The organism is Streptomyces sp. NBC_00704 (assembly GCF_036226605.1).
Classification (GTDB): Bacteria; Actinomycetota; Actinomycetes; order Streptomycetales; family Streptomycetaceae; genus Streptomyces.
On sequence record NZ_CP109000.1, the window covers coordinates 1,976,538 to 1,999,406 of the forward strand.

The 22,869-nt window shown below is 71.9% G+C and carries 14 protein-coding genes and 1 pseudogene; 9 read left to right on the forward strand and 6 right to left on the reverse strand.

Features of this window, described 5'->3' with window-relative positions; all coding sequences use genetic code 11:
- Nucleotides 1-474 precede the first annotated feature (474 nt).
- Nucleotides 475-1,974: a 30S ribosomal protein S1 gene (gene rpsA / locus OG802_RS08760; RefSeq protein ID WP_256920750.1), complete on the reverse strand. Its 1,500-nt coding sequence runs from the start codon at nt 1,972-1,974 to the stop codon at nt 475-477.
- Between the two features lie 377 nt (nt 1,975-2,351).
- On the opposite strand from rpsA, the gene OG802_RS08765 reads away from it, so the two are divergent.
- Together OG802_RS08765 and OG802_RS08770 are read left to right on the forward strand one after the other, a co-directional pair.
- Complete coding sequence (locus OG802_RS08765; protein ID WP_443055438.1) at nt 2,352-3,176, forward strand: class I SAM-dependent methyltransferase; 825 nt, start codon at nt 2,352-2,354, stop codon at nt 3,174-3,176.
- 100 nt (nt 3,177-3,276) lie between these two features.
- A complete protein-coding gene (locus OG802_RS08770) occupies nt 3,277-5,895 on the forward strand; it encodes an ATP-dependent RNA helicase (RefSeq protein ID WP_329416999.1) in 2,619 nt (872 codons plus the stop codon).
- On the opposite strand, the gene OG802_RS08775 is transcribed toward OG802_RS08770, so the two are convergent.
- From OG802_RS08775 to OG802_RS08785, 3 genes are all read right to left on the reverse strand, one after another.
- Nucleotides 5,885-6,886: a DUF3068 domain-containing protein gene (locus OG802_RS08775; protein WP_329408777.1), complete on the reverse strand. Its 1,002-nt coding sequence runs from the start codon at nt 6,884-6,886 to the stop codon at nt 5,885-5,887. The genes OG802_RS08770 and OG802_RS08775 overlap by 11 nt on opposite strands.
- Nucleotides 6,887-6,925: 39 nt before the next feature.
- Entirely contained in the window at nt 6,926-7,060 is a 135-nt protein-coding gene (locus OG802_RS08780; RefSeq protein ID WP_329408779.1) for an SPW_0924 family protein, read from the reverse strand.
- 325 nt (nt 7,061-7,385) lie between these two features.
- Nucleotides 7,386-9,161, reverse strand: coding sequence for a lytic transglycosylase domain-containing protein (locus OG802_RS08785; RefSeq protein ID WP_329408781.1), 1,776 nt, complete (start codon nt 9,159-9,161; stop codon nt 7,386-7,388).
- Nucleotides 9,162-9,694: 533 nt separating this feature from the next.
- Between OG802_RS08785 and OG802_RS08790 the strand changes: the two are divergent.
- A pseudogene (locus OG802_RS08790) lies at nt 9,695-10,507 on the forward strand (DUF4184 family protein); the annotation flags it as partial.
- A gap of 181 nt (nt 10,508-10,688) precedes the next feature.
- Here the strand turns inward: OG802_RS08790 and OG802_RS08795 are convergent.
- Both OG802_RS08795 and polA read right to left on the reverse strand, forming a co-directional pair.
- Nucleotides 10,689-10,997, reverse strand: a complete 309-nt coding sequence (locus OG802_RS08795; protein ID WP_329408784.1) for a hypothetical protein — start codon at nt 10,995-10,997, stop codon at nt 10,689-10,691.
- A 385-nt stretch (nt 10,998-11,382) separates the two neighbouring features.
- A complete protein-coding gene (polA, locus tag OG802_RS08800) occupies nt 11,383-14,109 on the reverse strand; it encodes a DNA polymerase I (RefSeq protein ID WP_329408786.1) in 2,727 nt (908 codons plus the stop codon).
- Nucleotides 14,110-14,451: 342 nt separating this feature from the next.
- Here polA and OG802_RS08805 point away from each other — a divergent pair, with 342 nt between their 5' ends.
- The 6 genes from OG802_RS08805 (at nt 14,452) to OG802_RS08830 (ending at nt 22,867) form a co-directional block, all read left to right on the forward strand.
- Nucleotides 14,452-16,743 carry an FdhF/YdeP family oxidoreductase gene (locus OG802_RS08805; RefSeq protein WP_329408788.1) on the forward strand — a complete coding sequence of 764 codons (2,292 nt, stop codon included), beginning with the start codon at nt 14,452-14,454 and terminating at the stop codon, nt 16,741-16,743.
- A 48-nt stretch (nt 16,744-16,791) separates the two neighbouring features.
- On the forward strand, nt 16,792-17,259 hold the full coding sequence (locus OG802_RS08810) for a PaaI family thioesterase (protein WP_329408790.1): 468 nt from the start codon (nt 16,792-16,794) through the stop codon (nt 17,257-17,259).
- Nucleotides 17,260-17,565: 306 nt separating this feature from the next.
- Nucleotides 17,566-18,015, forward strand: coding sequence for a hypothetical protein (locus tag OG802_RS08815; protein WP_329408791.1), 450 nt, complete (start codon nt 17,566-17,568; stop codon nt 18,013-18,015).
- Nucleotides 18,016-18,757: 742 nt separating this feature from the next.
- Nucleotides 18,758-19,987 carry a branched-chain amino acid ABC transporter substrate-binding protein gene (locus OG802_RS08820; RefSeq protein WP_443055206.1) on the forward strand — a complete coding sequence of 410 codons (1,230 nt, stop codon included), beginning with the start codon at nt 18,758-18,760 and terminating at the stop codon, nt 19,985-19,987.
- 112 nt (nt 19,988-20,099) lie between these two features.
- A complete protein-coding gene (locus tag OG802_RS08825) occupies nt 20,100-21,029 on the forward strand; it encodes a branched-chain amino acid ABC transporter permease (protein WP_329408793.1) in 930 nt (309 codons plus the stop codon).
- A 5-nt stretch (nt 21,030-21,034) separates the two neighbouring features.
- Nucleotides 21,035-22,867, forward strand: coding sequence for a branched-chain amino acid ABC transporter permease (locus tag OG802_RS08830; protein WP_329408795.1), 1,833 nt, complete (start codon nt 21,035-21,037; stop codon nt 22,865-22,867).
- Nucleotides 22,868-22,869 lie beyond the last annotated feature (2 nt).

Below are 22,869 nucleotides of genomic sequence, written 5' to 3' on the forward strand. Positions count from 1 at the left end.
TCAAGATCGGCGGCCCCGCCGGTCGCGGATCACCGGGCGGGGTCGCGGGCTGCCCGTCCGCGGTGGCTGCCCGTTCGTTGTGGCTGCTCGTCCGCTGTCGCTGCCCCTCCGCTGCGACTGCTCGTTCGCGGTGGTCGCTCGTTCTGCCGTCGCTGTCTGAGGGCCGGGCGCTGTGTGACGGGTGTGGTCGACCGTCGGTCGCACGACTCGGGCGGTGGTCGCCCAGCCCAGCCCGGCTGTCAGTCGTACATCGGGACGGTACCCGGCGGGCGGTGGCCCAACCGGGCCGGCGCCAGGTCGTCGGCGCGGACGGGGACGCCGAAGGCCCGCACCTCGGGAGGTGCGGGCCTTCAGGTACTACCGGTACTGCTGGTTACTACTGGCAGTGCCAGCTACTCCTGGTACTGCCGGCTACTGCTGGTTGCTGCCGCTCCTGCTTGCCTGCTCAGCAGCCGACTCTCCCGGTGGGGGAGGTCAGCTCTGGCCGCCGGCGAGCTTCTCGCGGAGCGCGGCGAGCGCCTCGTCCGAGGCCAGCGCGCCGGAGGTGTCGGCGCCCTCGGAGGAGTAGGAGCCGCCACCGCTCGCGGCCGGAGCCGCACCGGCGGCTTCGCCGCCTTCGGCGGCAGCGGCCTCGTCAGCCTCGCGGGACTTGATGACCTGGGCCTGGTGCTGCTCGAAGCGCTGCTGCGCCTCGGCGTACTGGCCCTCCCACGCCTCGCGCTGGGTCTCGTAGCCCTCGAGCCAGTCGTTGGTCTCGGGGTCGAAGCCCTCGGGGTAGATGTAGTTGCCCTGGTCGTCGTACGACGCGGCCATGCCGTAGAGCGTCGGGTCGAACTCGACCGAGGCCGGGTCGGAGCCGAAGGACTCGTTGGCCTGCTTGAGGGACAGCGAGATCCGGCGACGCTCGAGGTCGATGTCGATGACCTTGACGAAGATCTCGTCGTTGACCTGGACGACCTGCTCCGGGATCTCCACGTGGCGCTCGGCCAGCTCGGAGATGTGGACCAGGCCCTCGATGCCCTCGTCGACGCGGACGAACGCACCGAACGGAACCAGCTTCGTGACCTTGCCGGGGACGACCTGGCCGATCTGGTGCGTACGGGCGAACTGCTGCCACGGGTCTTCCTGGGTCGCCTTCAGCGACAGGGAGACGCGCTCGCGGTCCATGTCGACGTCGAGGACCTCGACCGTGACCTCCTGGCCGACCTCGACGACCTCGGAGGGGTGGTCGATGTGCTTCCAGGACAGTTCGGAGACGTGGACCAGACCGTCGACGCCACCCAGGTCCACGAAGGCACCGAAGTTGACGATCGAGGAGACCACGCCGGAGCGGACCTGACCCTTCTGGAGGGTCGTGAGGAAGGTCTGGCGGACCTCGGACTGGGTCTGCTCCAGCCAGGCGCGGCGGGACAGGACCACGTTGTTGCGGTTCTTGTCCAGCTCGATGATCTTCGCCTCGAGCTCCTTGCCCACGTAGGGCTGGAGGTCGCGGACGCGGCGCATCTCGACGAGGGAGGCCGGAAGGAAGCCACGGAGGCCGATGTCGAGGATGAGACCACCCTTGACGACCTCGATGACGGTACCGGTGACGATGCCGTCTTCTTCCTTGATCTTCTCGATCGTGCCCCAGGCACGCTCGTACTGAGCGCGCTTCTTGGACAGGATGAGGCGGCCTTCCTTGTCCTCCTTCTGGAGGACGAGGGCCTCGATCTCATCGCCGACGGCGACGACCTCGTTGGGGTCGACGTCGTGCTTGATGGAGAGTTCGCGGCTCGGGATCACGCCTTCGGTCTTGTAACCGATGTCGAGCAGGACCTCGTCCCGGTCGACCTTCACGATGACGCCGTCGACGATGTCGCCGTCGTTGAAGTACTTGATCGTTTCGTCGATCGCGGCGAGGAAGGCTTCCTCGTTACCGATGTCGTTGACCGCAACCTGCGGGGTGGTGGCGGTGGTCTCGGTGCTGCTCGTCATGTGGGAAAGGGCTCCGGTTACGGACAGAAAGTCGTAGGTACTGCTACGCCGGGAGCCCGTATCGCTCTGAAGAAGCCGGACAGCCAAGGAAGCGTCCCACCAGAAAACTGGTGATGACGCCTCGAGAACCGAGGGGACTACAACAGATGCGAGCGCAGCCTGCTACGTCTGAGGTGCGCAGGCCCGCAGCGCAACTTGTAGCATACGGGGGCAGCCGGGCAGGGTCAATGCGCGAAGGCGCACACCCGGGGCGGATCACCGCATACCCGGCACACAACCTTTCTCCCGAGGCCGCGCAGGCACGGGGGAAGCCCCTTCGGTGACACCTGGGTGCCGCCGTCGGGCGGGTTGCACGGAAGAGTACGACGAGGGAGCCGATCATCCAAGAGCCCGCATCGTCCGAGACGGCCTTCGAGCCGGAAGCCACCCGACGTGACGCCGACGTCGCCGAGAGCACCCGGGCCAACCGGGGCTGGTGGGATCGCAACGCGGACGAATACCAGATCGAGCACGGCACTTTCCTGGGCGACGACCGCTTCGTGTGGGGTCCTGAGGGCCTGGACGAGGTGGAGGCGGAGCTGCTCGGCCCGCCGGAGGAGCTGAAGGGCCGGGCGGTGCTGGAGATCGGCGCCGGCGCGGCCCAGTGCTCGCGCTGGCTCGCCGCGCAGGGCGCGCTGCCGGTCGCCCTGGACATCTCCCACCGCCAGCTCCAGCACGCGTTGCGCATCGGCGGCCCGTTCGGGCTGGTGTGCGCCGACGCGGGCGCGCTGCCCTTCGCGGACGGCTCCTTCGACCTGGCGTGTTCGGCGTACGGGGCGCTGCCCTTCGTCGCGGATCCGGTGCTGGTGCTGAAGGAGGTGCGGCGGGTGCTGCGGCCGGGCGGCCGTTTCGTGTTCTCGGTGACGCATCCGATCCGGTGGGCGTTCCCGGACGAGCCGGGCCCGGAGGGGCTGACGGTGTCGTCGTCCTACTTCGACCGCACGCCGTACGTGGAGCAGGACGAGCAGGGCCGGGCGGTGTACGTGGAGCATCACCGCACGATCGGGGACCGGGTGCGCGACGTCGTGGCGGGCGGGTTCCGGCTGGTGGACCTGGTGGAGCCGCAGTGGCCGTCGTGGAACTCGTCGGAGTGGGGCGGCTGGTCGCCGTTGCGCGGCAACCTGATTCCGGGGACGGCCGTGTTCGTGTGCGAGCGGGACTGAGCGCGGGGCGGGCGGGAGCTGTGGGGCAGGCGGTGCGGCTGCCTGCGGTGGCGCACGCGCGTGGGGGGCGTGTTCGGCCGCGTATGACACTGGGGGCGTGATCCTCCGTGACGACGCCCTGGCCGCGCTGCCCGTGCGGGCGGCCCTGCCCGCTCTGAACGACGCCCTGGACGGGCACGGGGCGGCCGTGCTGGCCGCGCCGCCCGGCACGGGCAAGACGACGCTGGTGCCGCTCGCGCTGGCCGGGCTGCTGGGCGAGGGGCCGGCCCGGCGGGTGGTGGTGGCCGAGCCGCGGCGGATCGCGGCGCGGGCGGCGGCCCGGCGGATGGCGTGGCTGCTGGGTGAGCGGACCGGGGAGGCCGTCGGGTACACGGTGCGCGGGGAGCGGGCCGTGGGGCGGCACACGCGTGTGGAGGTCGTCACGACCGGTGTCCTGCTGCAGCGTCTTCAGCGTGATCAGGAGCTGACGGGCGTGGACGTGGTGGTGCTGGACGAGTGCCATGAGCGGCATCTGGACGCGGACACGTCGGCGGCGTTCCTGTGGGACGTGCGCGAGACGCTGCGGCCGGAGCTGCGGTTGGTGGCGGCCTCGGCGACGACGGACACCGCCGGGTGGGCGGGGCTGCTGGGCGGGGCTCCGGTGGTGGAGGCGCGGGGCGCCGTGTTCGACGTCGAGGTGGTGTGGGCGCCGCCCGCGCGTCCCGTGCGTCCGCCGCACGGGACGCGGGTGGATCCGGCGCTGTTGGCCCATGTGGCGTCGGTGGTGCGGCGGGCGCTGGCGGAGCGGTCGGGGGACGTGCTGTGTTTCCTGCCCGGTGTCGGGGAGATCGCGCGGGTGGCGGGGCTGCTCGGGGCACTGGACGGGGTGGATGTGCTGCAGGTGCACGGGCGGGCGCCGGCGGCGGTGCAGGACGCGGTGCTGGCGCCGGGGGTGCGGCGGCGGGTGGTGCTCGCGACGTCGGTGGCGGAGTCGTCGTTGACGGTGCCCGGGGTGCGGGTGGTGGTGGACTCGGGTCTGGCGCGGGAGCCGCGGGTGGATCACGCGCGTGGGCTGAGCGCGCTGGCGACGGTGCGGGCCTCGCGGGCCGCGGGGCGGCAGCGGGCGGGGCGGGCCGGGCGTGAGGGGCCGGGGGTGGTGTACCGGTGCTGGGCGGAGGCGGAGGACGTGCGGCTGCCGTTGTTCCCGGCGCCGGAGATCAAGGTGGCCGATCTCGCTTCGTTCGCCCTTCAGGCGGCGTGCTGGGGCGATCCGCGGGCGTCGGGGCTGGCGTTGCTGGACCGGCCGCCGGCGGGGGCGATGGCGGCGGCCCGGGAGCTGCTGACGGCGATCGGCGCGGTGGACGCGGCGGGGGCGGCGACGGAGCGGGGTGTGCGGTTGGCGCGGCTGGGGCTGCATCCGCGGCTGGGGCGGGCGCTGCTGGACGGGGCGGCGTCGGTGGGGGCGGAGCGGGCCGCCGAGGTGGTGGCGTTGTTGAGCGAGGAGGCTCCGCGGGAGTACGGGGACGATCTGGCCGCCGCTCTGCGCGCCGCCCGGCGTGGCGGCGACGCCTATGGCGGGCGGTGGCGGGCCGAGGTGCGGCGGCTGCGGGCCGTCGTCGGCCAGGCCGTCCCCCGGCCGTCCGGGTCCCCCTCCCCCGGCGCGGCCGGGGACGGCGACGGGGACGCGCGTGGGGGCGGTGCCGGGCGCGGGGCCGGGCGCGGGCCCGGGGACGGGGGCGTCGCCAGGGATGGGGCGGGCGAGAGGGGCGAGGAGGGTCTCGTGGGGCTCGTGGTCGCTCTCGCGTTTCCCGAGCGGCTCGCCAGGGCGGACGGCGGCTCGTATCTCATGGTGTCCGGGACCCGGGCGGAGACCGGTCCGGGCACGGGGTTGCGGGGGGCGTCCTGGCTGGCGGTGGCGGTCGCCGACCGGCCTGTCGGCCAGGTGCACGCGCGGGTGCGGCTCGCGGGGGTGGTGGACGAGGGGGTGGCCCGTCGTGCGGCCGGTGCGCTGCTGCGGGAGCGGGACGAGGTGCACTGGGCGGACGGCGACGTGGTGGCGCGGCGGGTCGAGCGGCTGGGTGCGGTGGAGCTGGCGGTGCGTCCGCTGCGGGACGCCGACGCGTCGCTGGTGCGCGGTGCGCTGGTGGAGGGGCTGCGGCAGGAGGGTCTGCGGCTGCTGCGGTGGTCCCCGGCGGCGGACGCCTTGCGGCAGCGGCTGGCGTTCGTGCGGGCGCACAAGGGGGATCCGTGGCCGGACGTGAGCGACGAGTCGCTGCACGCGCGCGTGGACGAATGGCTGGAGCCGGAGCTGGGCCGGGCCCGGCGGCGGGCCGATCTGGGGCGGATCGACACCGGGCAGGCGCTGGGACGGCTGCTGCCGTGGGCGTCCGGCGAGGCGGGCCGGCTGGACGAGCTGGCGCCGGAGCGGATCACCGTTCCGAGCGGGTCCGCAATCCGGATCGACTACGCCGATCCGCAGCGGCCGGTGCTGGCGGTGAAGCTTCAGGAGATGTTCGGGATGCAGGAGTCGCCGCGGGTGGCGGGGGTGCCGCTGGTGGTGCATCTGCTGTCCCCGGCGGGGCGTCCCGCGGCCGTCACGTCCGATCTCGCGTCGTTCTGGCGGGACGGCTACCGGGCGGTGCGGGCGGAGCTGCGGGGCCGCTATCCGAAGCATCCGTGGCCGGAGGACCCGGCGGGCGCCCAGGCGACGCGCCACACCAACGCGCGGCTCAGGCGGTGACGGACCGCGGCGCGGCGGGTTCGGCCGGTTCGGCGGGGTCCGGGCGGCGCGGACGGCGGGAGCGGGCCTCCAGGAGGAGGGAGAGGGACGTCAGCGCGCCGCCGAGCAGCAGGAAGCCCCAGGGCAGGTAGGACGTCAGGAGGAGGACGAGGGTGCGGTTGGAGCCGACCACGGCCACCGTGTGCTCGATGTAGTCCTCGCGCATCTTGACGTGTCCGGCGAACGCGGTGACCTTGGCGCGGCCGCCGAGGAGGGTGCCGCCGCGCAGTTCCTCCCGGTGGATCTCCTCGCCGTTGAGGGGCGCTCCGGTGACGGGCTCGACCCAGAATCTGCGGACGGTGGTGTACCAGCGGGTGGTGCCGGTCCTGGCGATCGTCTCGGGGGTGATGCCCTGGACGGGCATCGTCCTGGGCATGGGGACCCGGGTCCAGGGGACGGTCTGCTCGAAGTAGTAGACCTTCAGGCCGCGGAAGTCGCGGGTGCCCCGGTAGTGGATGGGGGCGGTGGTGCGGGTCTGGGCGTCGAAGTACTGGTAGTCCCGCTTCTGGGTGAGGAAGGGCCATTTGAACTCGATGCCCGTGCGGCGGACGGGGTCGCCGTCGACCATCTCGCCGGTGGCGTGGACGGGCTCCTGTGTGTGGGCGTCGAAGATGTAGCGCTCGGGGACCTTGGAGACCATCTTGCCGTCGGGTCCCTGGACGTAGGACAGGCCGTCCCAGACGACGACGTCACGGCCCGCGGTCTTCTCGATCTTCTCGGAGGCCCGCACATCGCCCTTCAGGGTCTGCACGATGGTGACTTCGGGGACCGTGCGGGCGGTCATGGTGCCGTAGTCGAGGAGGGTGGCGTTCTTCGCCTCCAGGACCATCGTCTGGTACTCGCCGGCCGGGATCTTCGCCAGGCGCGGATAGGCGTACCAGCGCAGCAGTGGGGCGAGCGCCGCGAAGAACACGGCGAGGGCGAGCAGGACCAGGGCGGCGGTGCGGCGCATCTCGGCCTCCTTCGCGGGCGGGGCGGCGGGCGGGGGCGGTCAGGGGTGGGCGGGGACCGTCGTCAGGAGGGGTTTCGGGGAGGTCGTGCCGGTCGGCGTGCCCAGGGCGGTGAGCGCGAGGACGAGGGCCACGGCGACGGCGAGACCGGTCGCGGCGGCGATGAGGGCGCGCATCGGGCCTCCCTGCGCAACGGGCACGGGATCGGCTGCCGGAACCGGCCGGGGCGCCGACAACACACCTGACAGGTCGTCAGATGCGGCACCGTAGCAACGGGCGCCCGAGATGAGAACACGTCGCGCACGACCCGCTCCACATGCATGACGACCTCACCTACGCGTCGTGCCCGTTGTGGCCGTTGTGCCGGTCGTATGCCGTCGCGGTTGTCATGCATGACGTACATGACGTGCATGACGGCGTCACGTCTGCGGCGAACGCGGCGACGGCGCCCTCGCGTTTCGCGGGGGCGCCGTCGCCGGGGTGCGGGAGGGTCGCGCGTGGTTATGAGCCGGCGGCCGTGGAGGGCGACTCGGCGGGCGTCGACGGCGACGCGGTGGGCGTGGACGGCGTCTCGCCGGGATCGGGGCTCGGCGACGTGGTCGCGGCGGCCGTGACGGTCAGTTCGACGGTCAGGGTCGCGCCGCCCTCGGTGGTGATGCGCAGCAGGTACGTTCCGGCGCTGTCGTCGGCGTACAGCTTGGGCAGTTGGAGCAGGCCCTTCGCGTCCGTCGTGACCTGCCAGGTGCGCACGGGGTTACCGGCGGCGTCCTTGAAGTAGGGGCCCTTGTCGTTCGCGCTCGGGTCGTCGGCCGACTTGACCAGGGTCGCCGTGGCCGCGACCTTGTCCGCGACGGCGCCCTTGTAGGTGGCCTTGACCTCGACCTGGTCGGCGAACTCGCCGCCGGCGACGCAGGTGAGCGCGGTGGTGCCGGTGCGGGCGAGGGCGTCGGCGGCGCGCGCGGTGACGGTGGCCCGGTAGTCGAGCGCGGAGAGCGGGCGCCCGGCGAGGGTGGCGCGGACGGTGAAGGCGCCGGTCTTCTCACCCGCCGTGAGCGCGGGCGCGAGGGCGACGCCCTTGCCGTCGGTGGCGACAACGGCGACGTTCTCGCCGCCCGCGAAGACGGCGTCGGTGTCGCCGACGATGGTGAAGCGGACCCTGACCTTGGCGACGCCCTTGCCGGCCGCGGTCTCCGCCCGGGCGCTGATCCGCTCGGTGTAGGCGTGGCCCGCCATGGCGGTGAGGCTCGCCGTGCCCGCGTGCTCCAGGTGGTCCACGGTGTCGGTCGGCGTGGGCGCCGGCGGCTTGGGCTTGCCGGGCGTGGGCGCCGGCGGCTTGGGCGGGGTCGCCGGTTTGCCGGGGGTCGCCGGTTTGCCGGGCGTCGTCGGGCTGCCCGGCGTGGCGGACGGCGGGATGGGCGTGCTCGGGTAGTCGTCGCTGCGGTTGGCGGGCACGCTGCCGGTGCCGTTGGGGATCTCGTGCGTGCCCTTGCGGTAGTACTCCAGCCACGACAGGACGGTGTTGAGGTAGTCCGTCGAGTTGTTGTAGCTGAGGATCGCGCTGCGCATGCCGGCCGTGGTGGCCATGTCCCAGTTGTAGCGGCACAGGTAGTGGCCGGCGGCGAGGGCGGCGTCGTAGACGTTGTTGGGGTCCTTCTTGCCGTCGCCGTTGCCGTCGCGGCCCGCCCACGCCCAGGTGGAGGGGATGAACTGCATGGGGCCCACGGCGCGGTCGTGGACGCGGTCGCCGTCGTAGGAACCGTTGTCGGTGTCCGTGATGTCGGCGAAGCCCACGCCGTTGAGGACCGGTCCGAGGATCTGGGTGACGGTCGTGCCGTCGGCGGTGACGTTGCCGCCTCCGGCCTGACCCGACTCGACCTTGCCGATGGCGGCGAGGAGTTGCCAGGGCATGTTGCAGCCCGGCTTGGCCTGCGCGAGCGCCGCCTCCGCCTTCTTGTAGGCGTCCAGGACGGTCGCGGGGATTCCGGCCTCGGCGGTGCCCGCGGCGGCCGGGGCGGTGGTCGCGCCGCTGGTCGGGGCGGGGGCGGGGCTCTTCAGCGGCGGCAGGTCCGTGTAGTACGGCGAGTTACCGGTGGCGCTGTCGGCGGTGCCCGTGCCCGTGCCGGCGTCGGCGGAAGGGGTGTCGGCGGCGGTCTGTCTGCCCTGGCCGTCGGCCGTGACGTCGGGTGCCTGGGAGGCGGCCAGAGCCGCGACGGCCAGTGCGGCCACGGTCGTGTTGACCGCTCCCTTGCGCAGTCTCGTGCCGAAATGCGCCGACATGAAGTGAAACCCTCCCGTGGACGTCGAACGCCCGTCTTCGCCTGCACTGCCGTGCCGTTGCCGTCGCCGGGTCACCCGGTCCGTCCGGAGCCCGGCCGCTCTCTCGCCCTGCTTCTCGTCCTGCTCGTGCTGTTGTTGTGCTGTGGTGCCGGTGGTCGGTAATGCTCGTGGTCTGTGGTGCCGGTGGTCCGTGGTGCCGGTGGTGCTGTGTTCTCGCGGTTGTGCTGCTGTCATGCCTGTGGCCGTCGTGCCTGTGGCCGTCGTCGGTCACCGTTGCCACTGGTGGGACGGTCCACCCGCCACGAGGGTTGCACTCGCAAGGGGTTTGCCCTGATTTCGCTTCCTTGTCCGACCCGTTCGGGGCGCGGCGACCCAGGCGACCCTACGACAACTTCTTTTGGACCGGCACCCGTTCGAGCGTCGTTTTCACCGGCTGCTCACGTGCCGTCGGCCCCGAACCGCGCCCCGCATACTGGACGTCGTCCGAACTCCGGGCCCCTCGGGCCCTTCAACGTCCGCCTCGGGGAGCACCGTTGCCGTTCACGCTGAGTCATGCCGCGGCGGTGCTGCCCGCCGTACGCGCCGACGGGTCCGGCCGCGGACGGCTGGCGCCGGCCGTCCTGGTGGCGGGGTCGTTCGCTCCGGACATGACCTACTACGCGGCGAGCGTCCGGCCGGAAGCGATGGAGTTCGGGGACGTCACGCACTCCTTCGCCGGGGTGTTCACGGTCGACGTGGTGATCGCCTGGGCGCTGGTGGGGGTCTGGGCGCTGGTGCGCGAGCCCTTGGTGGCGCTGCTGCCGCGCGGCCGGCAGGGCCGGGTGGCGGCCCTGACCCGCTGCGGTTCGCCCCGCGCGCGGGTGCGGCCCCCGCTCCTGCTCAGGTGGTACGTCAGCGCGGCTCTGGGCGCGCTGACGCATGTGGTGTGGGACGCGTTCACGCACCTCGACCGCTGGGGCATGCGCCTGTTTCCCGTCCTCGGCGAGCGGATCGCCGGTTCGCCGCTGTACTGGTACCTGCAGTACGGGGGGTCGGCCGTGGCCGCGGTCGTGATCGCCGGGTTCGTCACGTACGCGTTGCGGCGGGTGCCCGGCGCAACGCGACCGGCGGGGGTCGCGTTGCTCTCGGCGCGGGACCGCTGGTGGGCGGGCGCCCTGATCGCCGGGTGCGCGCTGGTCGCCGCGGTGCGGCGGGCGACACGGTGGTGGCAGTACTGGGGCGCGCGCGACGCCAAGCCGTGGGAGCTGGTGCCGACCCTGTGCTTCGGTGCGGGCGCGGGGCTGGCGCTGGGCGTGCTGCTGTACGCCGTCTGCGTGCGGCTGTGGCGTCGGCCGGCCGTTGTGGACGGGACCGCCGGACGCCGGGGCAGGACCGGGGGCGCGGAAGCGGACAGGACGACGGGCGTGGGCACGGGTACGGGTACGGGTACGGGCACGGGTACGGGTACGGATACGGGCACCGGTGCGGGTGCGGGTGCAAATGGGACGGTGGGTTCTGGGACGGGTGCCGGGGCCGGGGCGGGTGCGGTCAGGGTGCGGCGGGGCGGTCCGGGCGGCGTCTGACGGGCGGCGCGGTCGCGACGAAGACGGCGACGGTGCGGTTCCTGCGGGGCCCGAGAAGCCTGAGAGTCCTGAGGAACCCGAGGAGCCGTTCGAGGACGCCGAGGGCGAGTGTCGGCAGGGCGCGCACCGCCTCGCTCCACACACGCCTGGCGCCGCCTTGCGGCAGCACCCGCAGGAGGAGCGGGAGCAGTCGTGCGGGCACGAGGCGGGCCGGTTCCGGACGGCGCGGGTTCCCGGCGGCCGCGCGCAGGGCCCGCAAGGCCGAGCGCACCACGGTGGCAGGGGTTCTCGGGATCCGAGGGGTCGCGGCGCGGGGCGCGAGAGCGGGGCGTGGACGTCTCCAGGGGGCCGTGCCGGGTTCGGCCCGGGTGCCGGCGGCGGCCGTGGCGTGAACGCGTGCGTGGGCCTTGCGGCGGTGAAGCATGCGTATACCCATGGCCGCATCCTGGCGGTCGGCGACGGCCGGGGGCCTGTTCTCGGCGGCCACGCGGGTGAGGGCCCTTCGGGGGATGACCGGCGGTGACGACATGCGCCGAGCGGTGCGGCGGGCTCGACGCGGGCGGGCAGGAGGGACCGGTCCGTCCGGACGGGCCCCTCCTGCCTCCGCCTCTCTGCCGCTCTGCCTCTGTGCCTGGCGGCTTCCGCGGCCGTCGCCGGTTCTAGTGGGCGGCCGACTCCCAGTCCGGGCCGACGCCCACCGAGACGTCCAGCGGGGCCCTGAGGTGGACGGCGCCGGCCATCTCGCGGCGGACGAGTTCCTCCGCGGCCTCCCGCTCGCCGGGGGCGATCTCCAGGACGATTTCGTCGTGCACCTGGAGCAGCATGCGTGAGGCGAGGTTCGCGGCGCGCAGTGCGGCGTCCACCTTGAGCATGGCGATCTTGACGATGTCGGCGGCGGTGCCCTGGATGGGGGCGTTGAGGGCCATGCGCTCGGCTGCCTCACGGCGCTGCCGGTTGTCGCTGTTGAGGTCGGGCAGGTAGCGGCGGCGGCCGAACAGAGTGGCCGTGTAGCCGGTCGCCCGTGCCTCGTCGACGGCGCGGCGCAGGTAGTCGCGGACGCCGCCGAAGCGCTCGAAGTAGGCGTCCATGAGGGCGCGGGCCTCGCCCGCGTCGATGTTCAGCTGCTGGGACAGGCCGAACGCCGACAGCCCGTACGCCAGGCCGTAGGACATGGCCTTGATCTTGCGGCGCATCTCGGCGTCCACCGCGCCGCGTTCGACGCCGAACACCTGGGAGGCGGCCGTGGTGTGGAGGTCCTCGCCGGAGGTGAAGGCCTCGATGAGACCGGCGTCCTCGGAGAGGTGGGCCATCACCCGCAGTTCGATCTGGCTGTAGTCGGCCGTCATCAGCGACTCGAAGCCCTCGCCGACGACGAAGCCGCGGCGGATGGCGCGGCCCTCGTCGGTGCGGACGGGGATGTTCTGCAGGTTGGGGTCGGTGGAGGACAGCCGGCCGGTCGCGGCGACGGTCTGGTTGAAGGTGGTGTGGATGCGGCCGTCGGCGGCGACCGTCTTGATCAGGCCCTCGACCGTGACGCGCAGTTTGGCCTGCTCGCGGTGGCGGAGCATGACGACCGGCAGCTCGTTGTCCGTCTGGGCGGCCAGCCAGGCCAGGGCGTCGGCGTCGGTGGTGTAGCCGGTCTTGGTCCTCTTCGTCTTCGGCAGGCCCAGCTCGCCGAAGAGGACTTCCTGGAGCTGCTTGGGCGAGCCGAGGTTGAACTCGTGTCCGGCGGCGGCGTGGGCTTCCTTGACGGCCTGCTGGACGGCGCCGGCGAACATCTGCTCCATGGCCTCCAGGTGGGCGCGGTCGGCCGCGATGCCGTGGCGTTCCATGCGGGCCAGGAGGGCGGAGGTGGGCAGTTCCATGTCGCGCAGCAGGTCGGTGGCGCCGACTTCCTCCAGGCGGCCGCGGAACGCTTCCCCGAGGTCGACGATCGTGCGGGCCTGGACCATGAGGGCTTCGGCCTCGGCGCCGTCGTCCGCGCCGAAGGCGAGCTGGCCGTCGGCCGTCGCGGCCGGGGCGAGTTCGCGGCCCAGGTACTCCAGGGACAGCGCGTCCAGGTCGAAGGAGCGGCGGCCGGGCTTGACCAGGTAGGCGGCGAGGGCGGTGTCCATGAGGACGCCGGCGACGGACCAGCCGTGCTCGGCGAACACGCGCATGGCGCCCTTGGCGTCGTGCAGGACCTTGGGGCGGTCGCCGGCGGCGAGCCAGGCCGCCCACGCGTTCTCGTCGGTCTCGTCCAGCTCCGCCGGGTCGAACCAGGCGGCGGCTCCGCCGGCCGCGGCGAGCGCCACCTCGGCGACCGAGCCCGCGCCCAGCGCCCAGGTGTCGACGGTGGCCACGCCGAGGGTCTGCGTGCCGTGCTCGGCGAGCCAGCCGGCCAGCTCGCCCGTGGCCAGCACCGTGCCGTCCAGCTCCACGCCGGCGGTGATCACCGGGGTGGCCTCGGCCTCCACGCCGCCGGGATCGACGGCGAACAGCCGCTCGCGCAGGGACGGGTTCCTGATCTCCAGGGTGTCCAGGATCATCGCGACGGCCGTGCGGTCGTAGGGGGCGCGCTCCAGCTCGGCGACCGCCTTGGGCAGCTCGACGTCGCGGACCATCTCGGTGAGGCGGCGGTTGAGCTTGACGGCCTCCAGGTGGTCGCGCAGGTTCTGCCCGGCCTTGCCCTTGACCTCCTCGACGCGTTCGACGAGCTGCGCGAACGAGCCGAACTGGTTGATCCACTTCGCGGCCGTCTTCTCGCCGACGCCGGGGATGCCGGGCAGGTTGTCGGACGGGTCGCCGCGCAGCGCCGCGAAGTCGGGGTACTGGGCGGGCGTCAACGCGTACTTCTCGAAGACCTTCTCCGGGGTGAACCGGGTCAGCTCCGAGACGCCCTTCGTCGGGTACAGGACGGTGGTGTGCTCGGACACCAGCTGGAAGGAGTCGCGGTCGCCGGTGACGATCAGGACCTCGAAGCCGGCGGCCTCGGCCTGGGTGGCGAGCGTGGCGATGACGTCGTCGGCCTCGAAGCCGTCCACCGCGAACCGGGAGACGCGCATCGCGTCGAGGAGCTCGCCGATCAGCTCGACCTGCCCCTTGAACTCGTCGGGCGTCTTGGAGCGGTTGGCCTTGTACTCGGTGAACTCCTCCGAGCGCCAGGTCTTGCGGGAGACGTCGAAGGCGACCGCGAAGTGGGTGGGCGCCTCGTCACGCAACGTGTTGGCGAGCATCGACGCGAAACCGTAGATCGCGTTCGTCGGCTGGCCCGTCGCGGTGGTGAAGTTCTCCGCGGGCAGCGCGAAGAACGCGCGGTACGCCAGCGAGTGCCCGTCCATGAGCATCAGGCGCGGGCGGCTTGCGCCGGTGGGGGTCTCGGTCGTCTTCGCTGCTGTCTCTGCCACGCCCCCGATCCTGCCACGCCCCAATGACACTCGGCTCCGGCGGCCACGGACCCGCCCCCTCGTCCCGCCGTCTGCCCGTCTGCCCGTCCCCGTGCCTTCCCGCCTCTGCCCCGTCTCCCCGGCCCGGCAGCGCCCGCCCGCCCGCGGGGCCTTGCGCGGCACGTGAGCAGCACCACACGGGATCGTTGTCGGCACCGCGTGCGAGGATCGCTGCGGCGGCGCGCACGGCATGACGCGCGCCCTGCCCGCCGGAGGGCCCGTACGACACCCGCCCACGGCGCCCCGCCCACTCGGGACGCCCTTAGGGACACGGCCCGCACACAGGTCGAAGGAGAGCGCGCGATGGCATCGAAGCCGCCCAAAGCCGATCCGGTCCAGGACGCGCCCCGGGTCGCCGGACCCCAGCAGGCTGCGGCGGGCCTGCCGGCCGTCGGGCACTCCCTGCGGATGGCCAGGCAGCAGATGGGCGTCAGGCGCACCGCGCTGACACTGCTGCGCGTCAACCAGAAGGACGGCTTCGACTGCCCCGGCTGCGCCTGGCCCGAGCCCGAGCACCGGCACACGGCGGAGTTCTGCGAGAACGGCGCGAAGGCGGTCGCCGAGGAGGCCACCCTGCGGCGGGTCACCCCCGAGTTCTTCGCCGCGCACCCCGTCGCCGACCTCGCCGGACGCAGCGGCTACTGGCTCGGCCAGCAGGGGCGGCTCACCCACCCCATGTACCTGCCCGAGGGCGGCGAGCGCTACGAGCCGGTCACCTGGGAGCGCGCCTTCGACATCATCGCCGAGGAGACGGCCGCCCTCGCCTCCCCCGACGAGGCCGTCTTCTACACCTCGGGCCGCACCAGCAACGAGGCGGCTTTCCTCTACCAGCTGTTCGCCCGCGAACTCGGCACCAACAACCTGCCGGACTGCTCCAACATGTGCCACGAGTCGTCCGGCTCGGCGCTGTCGGAGACGATCGGCATCGGCAAGGGCAGCGTCCTGCTGGAGGACCTCTACCAGGCCGACCTGATCATCGTCGCCGGCCAGAACCCGGGCACCAACCACCCCCGCATGCTCTCCGCACTGGAGAAGGCCAAGGCGGGCGGCGCGAAGATCATCAGCGTCAATCCGCTGCCCGAGGCGGGCCTGGTGCGCTTCAAGAACCCGCAGACCCCGCAGGGCATGGTCAAGGGCGCCGCCCTCACCGACCTGTTCCTGCAGATCCGCATCGGCGGCGACCAGGCGCTCTTCCGCCTCCTCAACAAGCTCGTCCTGGAGACCGAGGGCGCGCTCGACGAGGCGTTCATCGCCGAACACACCCACGGCTTCGAGGAGTTCGCCGAGACGGCCCGAGCCGCCGACTGGGACGAGACGCTCACGGCGACCGGCCTGAGCCGCGCACAGATCGAGGAAGCCCTGCGCATGGTGCTCGCCTCACGGCGCACCATCGTCTGCTGGGCCATGGGCCTCACCCAGCACAAGCACTCCGTGCCCACCATCCGCGAGGTGGTCAACTTCCTGCTCCTGCGCGGCAACATCGGCCGCCCCGGAGCGGGCGTGTGCCCGGTGCGCGGTCACTCCAACGTGCAGGGCGACCGCACCATGGGCATCTTCGAACGGCCCGCACCGGCCTTCCTGGACGCCCTGGAGAAGGAGTTCGGCTTCGCGCCCCCGCGCGCGCACGGCTTCGACGTGGTGCGCGCCATCCGCGCGCTGCGCGACGGCGAGGCGAAGCTGTTCTTCGCCATGGGCGGCAACTTCGTGTCCGCCTCTCCCGACACCGACGTCACCGAGGCGGCCATGCGGCGCGCCCGGCTGACCGTGCACGTGTCGACCAAGCTGAACCGCTCGCACGTCGTCACCGGGGCGCGCGCCCTGATCCTGCCGACCCTCGGGCGCACCGAGCGCGACGTGCAGGGCGGCGGCGAGCAGTTCGTGACCGTCGAGGACTCCATGGGCATGGTGCACGCCTCCCGCGGCCGGCTCGCGCCCGCGAGCGCGCACCTGCTGTCGGAGCCGGCCATCGTGTGCCGCCTGGCGCGCCGGGTGCTGGGCGAGGGCAGCGCGACGCCGTGGGAGGAGTTCGAGAGGGACTACGCGACGATCCGCGACCGCATCGCGCGGGTGATCCCCGGCTTCGAGGACTTCAACGCGCGCGTGACGGACTCCGACGGCCGCCCCGGCGGCTTCACCCTCCCGCACGCCCCGCGCGACGAGCGCCGCTTCCCCACGGCCACCGGAAAGGCCAACTTCACGGCCGCGCCGGTCGAGTACCCGAGGCTGCCCGAGGGCCGCCTGCTGCTCCAGACCCTGCGTTCGCACGACCAGTACAACACCACGATCTACGGCCTCGACGACCGTTATCGCGGCATCAGGAACGGCCGCCGGGTCGTCCTGGTCAACGCCGACGACGCGCGCGTCCTCGGGCTCGCCGAGGGCGGGTACGTGGACCTGGTGAGCGAGTGGGAGGGCGGGGCGGAGCGGCGCGCGCCCGGCTTCCGGGTCGTGCTGTACCCGACCACGCGCGGGTGCGCCGCCGCGTACTACCCGGAGACCAATGTGCTGGTCCCGCTGGACGCCACCGCCGACACCAGCAACACCCCGGCCAGCAAGTCCATCGTGGTCCGTCTGGAACAATCGGCCACCGACTGAGCGTTTGCTCAGTGACGCCGGATGTGATCGACGAACGGAGCAGGACCCATGGGCGAGCAGCAGCACGTGAAGTTCCCGCAAGAGGTCATCGACGAGTACGCCGCCCTGGGCATCGACATCGCCGCCCTGTTCTCCGCCGGGCACCTCGGCTCCCGCATGGGCGTGGAGATCGTCGAGGCGTCCGCGGACCGCGTCGTGGGCACCATGCCCGTCGAGGGCAACACCCAGCCCTACGGACTCCTCCACGGCGGCGCGTCCGCGGTCCTCGCCGAGACCCTCGGTTCGGTCGGCGCGATGCTGCACGGCGGCAGCACGAAGATCGCCGTCGGCGTCGACCTGAACTGCACCCACCACCGCGGCGCCCGCTCCGGCCTGGTGACCGGCGTCGCCACCCCGGTACACCGGGGGCGCTCCACGGCCACGTACGAGATCGTGATCAGCGACGAGGAAGGCCGCCGCGTGTGCACCGCCCGGCTCACCTGCCTCCTGCGCGACGCCCCCACCGCCACCAGCTGACACCCAGCGCCGGACCCCCGACACCGGACGCCTGACCCCGGACGCCCGAGACCCGACACCGGACGCCGGACGGCGGACGGCGGTCCCCGCGGCCCCCTTCCGGCCCCCGGCAGCCCGGCGGCCCCGCGGGGCCGCACCCGCCGCACCGCCGCACTGCCAGACCGCTGCACCGCCGCACCGCCGCACCGCCGCGAGCGGACGACCGGCGGCCGGCGCGCGGCGCCCCGCGGCCGCGAACCCAAGCCCGCCGGCCCGGGGACGGCGCGACCGTTGCCCGGCGCCGCCCCGGCGGCCTAGCGTCACGGCATGACGACGGCGAGCACACCGGGAGCGGGAGCGACGGCACGACTGCTCGCGCCCGCCCTGCTGGCGGCGGCCTTCGCGGCGGCGACGGTGACTGCCTGCGACGACGGCGGCCCCGAACACGCCGCGGCCGCCTCCTCCACCACACCCACGGCCACCCCCGCCCTGTCCCCCACCTCCGCCGCCACCTCCACCTCCCCCGAGGAGTTGTGCACCCGGATCGTCGCCCACTGGTCGCGCGCCATGCTCGACAGCGACACCTACGGCGACTACCAGTCCATGGGGCTGTCCAACGGCCAGTACGACATCCTGCGTTCGGTCGTGGACGCGGCGCGCGCCGTCAGGAAGCGCCAAGGAGTGGCGGCAGCCGACAAGTTGATCGACCGTCAGGCGCACAAGGGCTGCGTCGACTGGTACCGCTCCGGCGGCCCCGGCGAAAACCCCTGGCACTGACGCCATGGGTCCCATTCACCCCGGCGAGGAACCCCAGAACGATCCACTCACCGCTGCCGGGACCGCCGGACCCGCCGCCCGCATTCACTCCGCCACAACCGAACTGCCCCTGCCCACACGCACGGTGGGCGACAGCGGCCTCGGCGAGAGCATCCCGTCGCCCGCCACCGCCCCCGCACGCCACCGCCTTCGAAGTTCACCCGACGACACCACCGTCACCCCCGACACGAGGGCGCACTTACGGACGCGGCCGAATGCGGCGCAGGATCGTCGTCACCCCGCACGGAGCGGAATACCGAAAGGCGCCGAGGACCGCCGGACTCCCTTTCACGGACGTAACGCTAAGTAATATCCACGAAATGTGAGAACGCGGTTCCCGCACCGGCCCGCACTATGCGCACAAGCCCTTCGAGGCCCTACAGGTCACCTTCGGCAACAAATCCCGGTCATTACCAAAACGCTCGAGACGCCTGAACCCCGCCGGGCCCGTCCTGCGCGTTCTCACCATGTGGACAGGACGAATCGGCCTTAATTCCGCTCTTCCGCCCTCCAAGTACCGCTCTGCATTACCTCGTGTCATAACAAGAGCGTCACAGCCTTGGTCAGACCCTCCTCCGAGTTCCCTCCCCGCGCCTAGAGTCACGCCCAGTCACCGCGCCACCGGTTTCGAAGTCCATTCGGCCCAGCGCTCGACTCGGCGAGTTCCAGGGGGGACCGCCGTGCCAGGGAAAGGACCTGATTCGTGCGTCAACGTTCGATCATCGCCATCACCGCCGCACTCGCGGCGGGATCGCTGACACTCACTGCCTGTGGGTCGCGTGACGACGACGGCAAGAGCAGCAGCGGAGACAAGACCACCGTCGTGATCGGCGTCGACGCCCCGCTCACCGGCGACCTGTCCGCGCTTGGCCTCGGCATCCAGAACTCCGCCGACCTCGCCGTCAAGACCGCCAACAAGAAGGGCTACGTCAAGGGCGTCGAATTCAAGATCGAAGCCCTCGACGACCAGGCACAGCCCTCCGTCGGCCAGCAGAACGCCCAGAAGTTCATCAGCGACAAGGACGTCCTCGGCGTCGTCGGCCCGCTGAACTCCAGCGTCTCCCAGCAGATGCAGAAGCCCTTCAGCGACGCAGGCCTCACCCAGGTCTCCCCCGCCAACACGGGCACCGAGCTCACCCAGGGCGACGGCTGGAAGACCGGAAACTCGGTCCGCCCCTTCAAGACGTTCTTCCGCACCGCCACCACGGACGAGATCCAGGGTGCATTCGCCGCCGAGTACCTGTACACCAAGGCCGGCAAGAAGAAGGTCTACCTGATCGACGACCAGAAGACCTACGGCGCCGGCCTCGCCGCCTCCTTCAAGGCGAACTTCACCAAGCTCGGTGGCAAGATCGTCGGCAGCGACCACGTCAACCCCGACGACCGCGACTTCAACGCCGTCGTCGCCAAGATCAAGAAGACCGGCGCCGAAGCCCTGTACTACGGCGGCGAATACCCCGCCGCCGCACCCCTGAGCCAGCAGCTCAAGGACAGCGGCCAGAACATCCCCCTCATGGGCGGCGACGGCATCTACTCCGGCGAGTTCCCCAAGCTCAACAAGAAGGCCGAAGGCGACCTCGCCACCTCCGTCGGCAAGCCCGTCGAAGACCTGCCCTCCGCCAAGGAGTTCATCGCGAACTACAAGACGGCCGGCTACAAGGACGCCTACGAGGCCTACGGCGGCCTCACCTACGACGCCACCTGGTCCATCATCGAAGCCGTCAAGCTCGCAGTCGACGGCAACGACGGCAAGGTCCCGGCCGACGGACGCAAGGCCGTCCTCGACGCCATGGCCAAGGTCAAGTTCGACGGCGTCACCGGCACCATCTCCTTCGACGAGTTCGGCGACACCACCAACCACATGATGACCGCCTACAAGGTCACCGGCGGCACGTGGAAGCCCGAATACAGCGCCGCACCCAACGTCAGCTGAACGAAGCAGGAGCAGCTACACCTCCCCACCACGCATTGATCAGGCCGCGCGGGAGTGCCCACCAGCGCTCCCGCGCGGCGCCATATCCGAACCACTCCACGGAGGCCCTGCGGTGCACGAACTGCCGCAACAGCTGGCCAATGGACTCATCCTCGGCGCGATGTACGGACTCATCGCGATCGGTTACACGATGGTCTACGGCATCGTTCAGCTCATCAACTTCGCCCACGGCGAAATCTTCATGGTCGGGGGCTTCGGGGCCCTCACCGTCTGGCTCACCCTCCCCGACGGCTTCGCCCTCGGCGCAGCGATACCCCTCATGATCCTCGGCGGCGTCCTCGTCTCCGTCGCCGTCGCCACCGCAGCCGAGCGCTTCGCCTACCGGCCCCTGCGCACCGCCCCGCGACTGGCCCCCCTCATCACCGCCATCGGCCTCTCCATCGTCCTCCAGCAGGCCGTATGGATGTGGTACCCCGACGCCAAGAAGGACCGCCCCTTCCCCCAGTTCGACGGCGGCCCCATCGACGTCCTCGGCGCCAACATCCAGCGCGGCGACCTCTTCGTCCTCGTCGCCGCACCCCTGTGCATGGTCGCCCTCGGCCTCTTCGTCACGAAGACCCGCTCCGGCCGCGGCATGCAGGCCACCGCCCAGGACCCCGACACCGCCAAGCTCATGGGCATCAACACCGACCGCATCATCGTCATGGCCTTCGCCATCGGCGCCGCGTTCGCCGCCATCGCAGCAGTCGCCTACGGCCTCAAGAACGGCCAGGTCGGCTTCCGCATGGGCTTCCTCATGGGCCTCAAGGCCTTCACCGCGGCCGTCCTCGGCGGCATCGGCAACATCTACGGCGCCATGCTCGGCGGCCTCGTCCTCGGTGTCGCCGAATCCCTCGCCACCGGCTACATCGGCGACATCCCCGGCATGGACCTCTTCGGCGGCGGCGCCTGGAAGGACGTGTGGGCGTTCGCTCTCCTCATCCTCGTCCTGCTGTTCAGGCCACAAGGCCTGCTCGGCGAACGCGTCGCGGATCGGGCGTGATAGCGATGACCACCAACATCCCCACCCAGAAGAACACCGACGCCGTCAACACGCCCAACGGCGACACGGCCCCCCTCATCCCACTGCCCACGGCCCTCGCCCGCGTCCTCACCCTCGCCGGATCCGCCGTCGCCCTCGCCGGCACCTTCCTCGCCTGGACCTGGACCGACGAATTCCCCGGCAACCTCACCATCACCGGCTACCCCGGCGGCCTCCAGGTCCTCACCCTCATCGGCGCCGCCCTCACCATCCTCTTCGTCCTCTCCGGATACGGGATCCGCGGCCTGCGCTGGCTCACCCCCGGCGGCACCCACAGCCCCGTCCGCGCCGCCAGCCTCGGCGTCCTCGGCGCCACCGGCTACGCCCTCGGCGCCATCAGCTACGTCCTCGGCGGCGTCGTCAACCTCGAACCCGGCGCCTGGGTCTCCGCCATCGGCGCCCTCATCGCCGCCATCGGCGCCTTCGGCCTTCCCGCCGACGTCCCCCACCAGGCCGACGATGCGACGAACCCCTGGGCCCTCTTCCGCCACAGCCTCGCCGCCCCCGAACCCGGCCGCGCCAAGGAACTCCCCTCCTGGACAGAGATCCTCGTCATCGCCGCAGCCTTCGGCATCGGCCTGTACGTCTTCTCCTTCGGCATCGGCATCGACACCGACAACCCCCAGCTGTTCATCGGCTTCCTCATCATCACCGCACTCAGCTTCACCGCACTCACCCGCGCCGGCCTCCTCAAGCGGCTCTCGGCACTGACGGCCAAACACCGCACCGTCACCCTCACCGCCGCCTTCGTCGCCGCGATCTGCTTCCCCTTCACCCAGACCAACGACCAGTTCGCCCTCATCGGCGCGAACATCCTCATCTTCGCCACGGTCGCCCTGGGCCTCAACGTCGTCGTCGGCCTCGCCGGCCTCCTCGACCTCGGATACGTCGCCTTCCTCGGCGTCGGCGCCTACGCCGCCGCCCTGGTCTCCGGCTCCCCCCAGTCGAGCATCGGCGTCCAATTCCCCTTCTGGGCCGCCGTCCTCACCGGCGCCGCCGCCTCACTGATCTTCGGCGTACTCATCGGCGCCCCCACCCTGCGGCTGCGCGGCGACTACCTCGCCATCGTCACCCTCGGCTTCGGTGAGATCTTCCGCATCACCATGAACAACCTCAACGGCAACAGCGGCCCCGACGTCACCAACGGCTCCAACGGCATCCCGAACATCCCCGACCTGGAGATCTTCGGGTTCAACCTCGGAATCCCGCACGACGTCCTCGGCCAGGAGCTCACCCGCTCCGGCAACTACTACCTGCTGATGCTCCTCTGCACCCTCGTCGTCGTCACGGTCTTCCGCCGCAGCGCCGACTCCCGCATCGGCCGCGCCTGGGTCGCCATCCGCGAAGACGAAACAGCCGCCACCGCCATGGGCATCAACGGCTTCCGCCTCAAGCTCCTCGCCTTCGCCCTCGGCGCATCCCTCGCAGGCCTCGCCGGCACCGTCCAGGCACACGTCTCCTACAGCGTCACCCCCGAGCAGTACCAGTTCGCCGGCTCCGTGCCGCCCAACTCGGCCTTCCTGCTCGCAGCAGTCATCCTCGGCGGCATGGGCACCATCAGCGGGCCGCTCGTGGGCGCCGCACTGCTCTACCTCATCCCCGCCAAACTCCAGTTCATGGCCGAGTACCAGCTGCTCCTCTTCGGCGTCGCACTCATGCTCCTCATGCGCTTCCGCCCCGAAGGCCTCGTCGCCGACCGCAGGAAGCAGCTCGAATTCCACGAAACCGGACAGCTCGACGTACCCGACGACAAGGGCCTGCCCGAGACCGCCACCGGCGTCGCCAAGGCAGGGGCGTGACC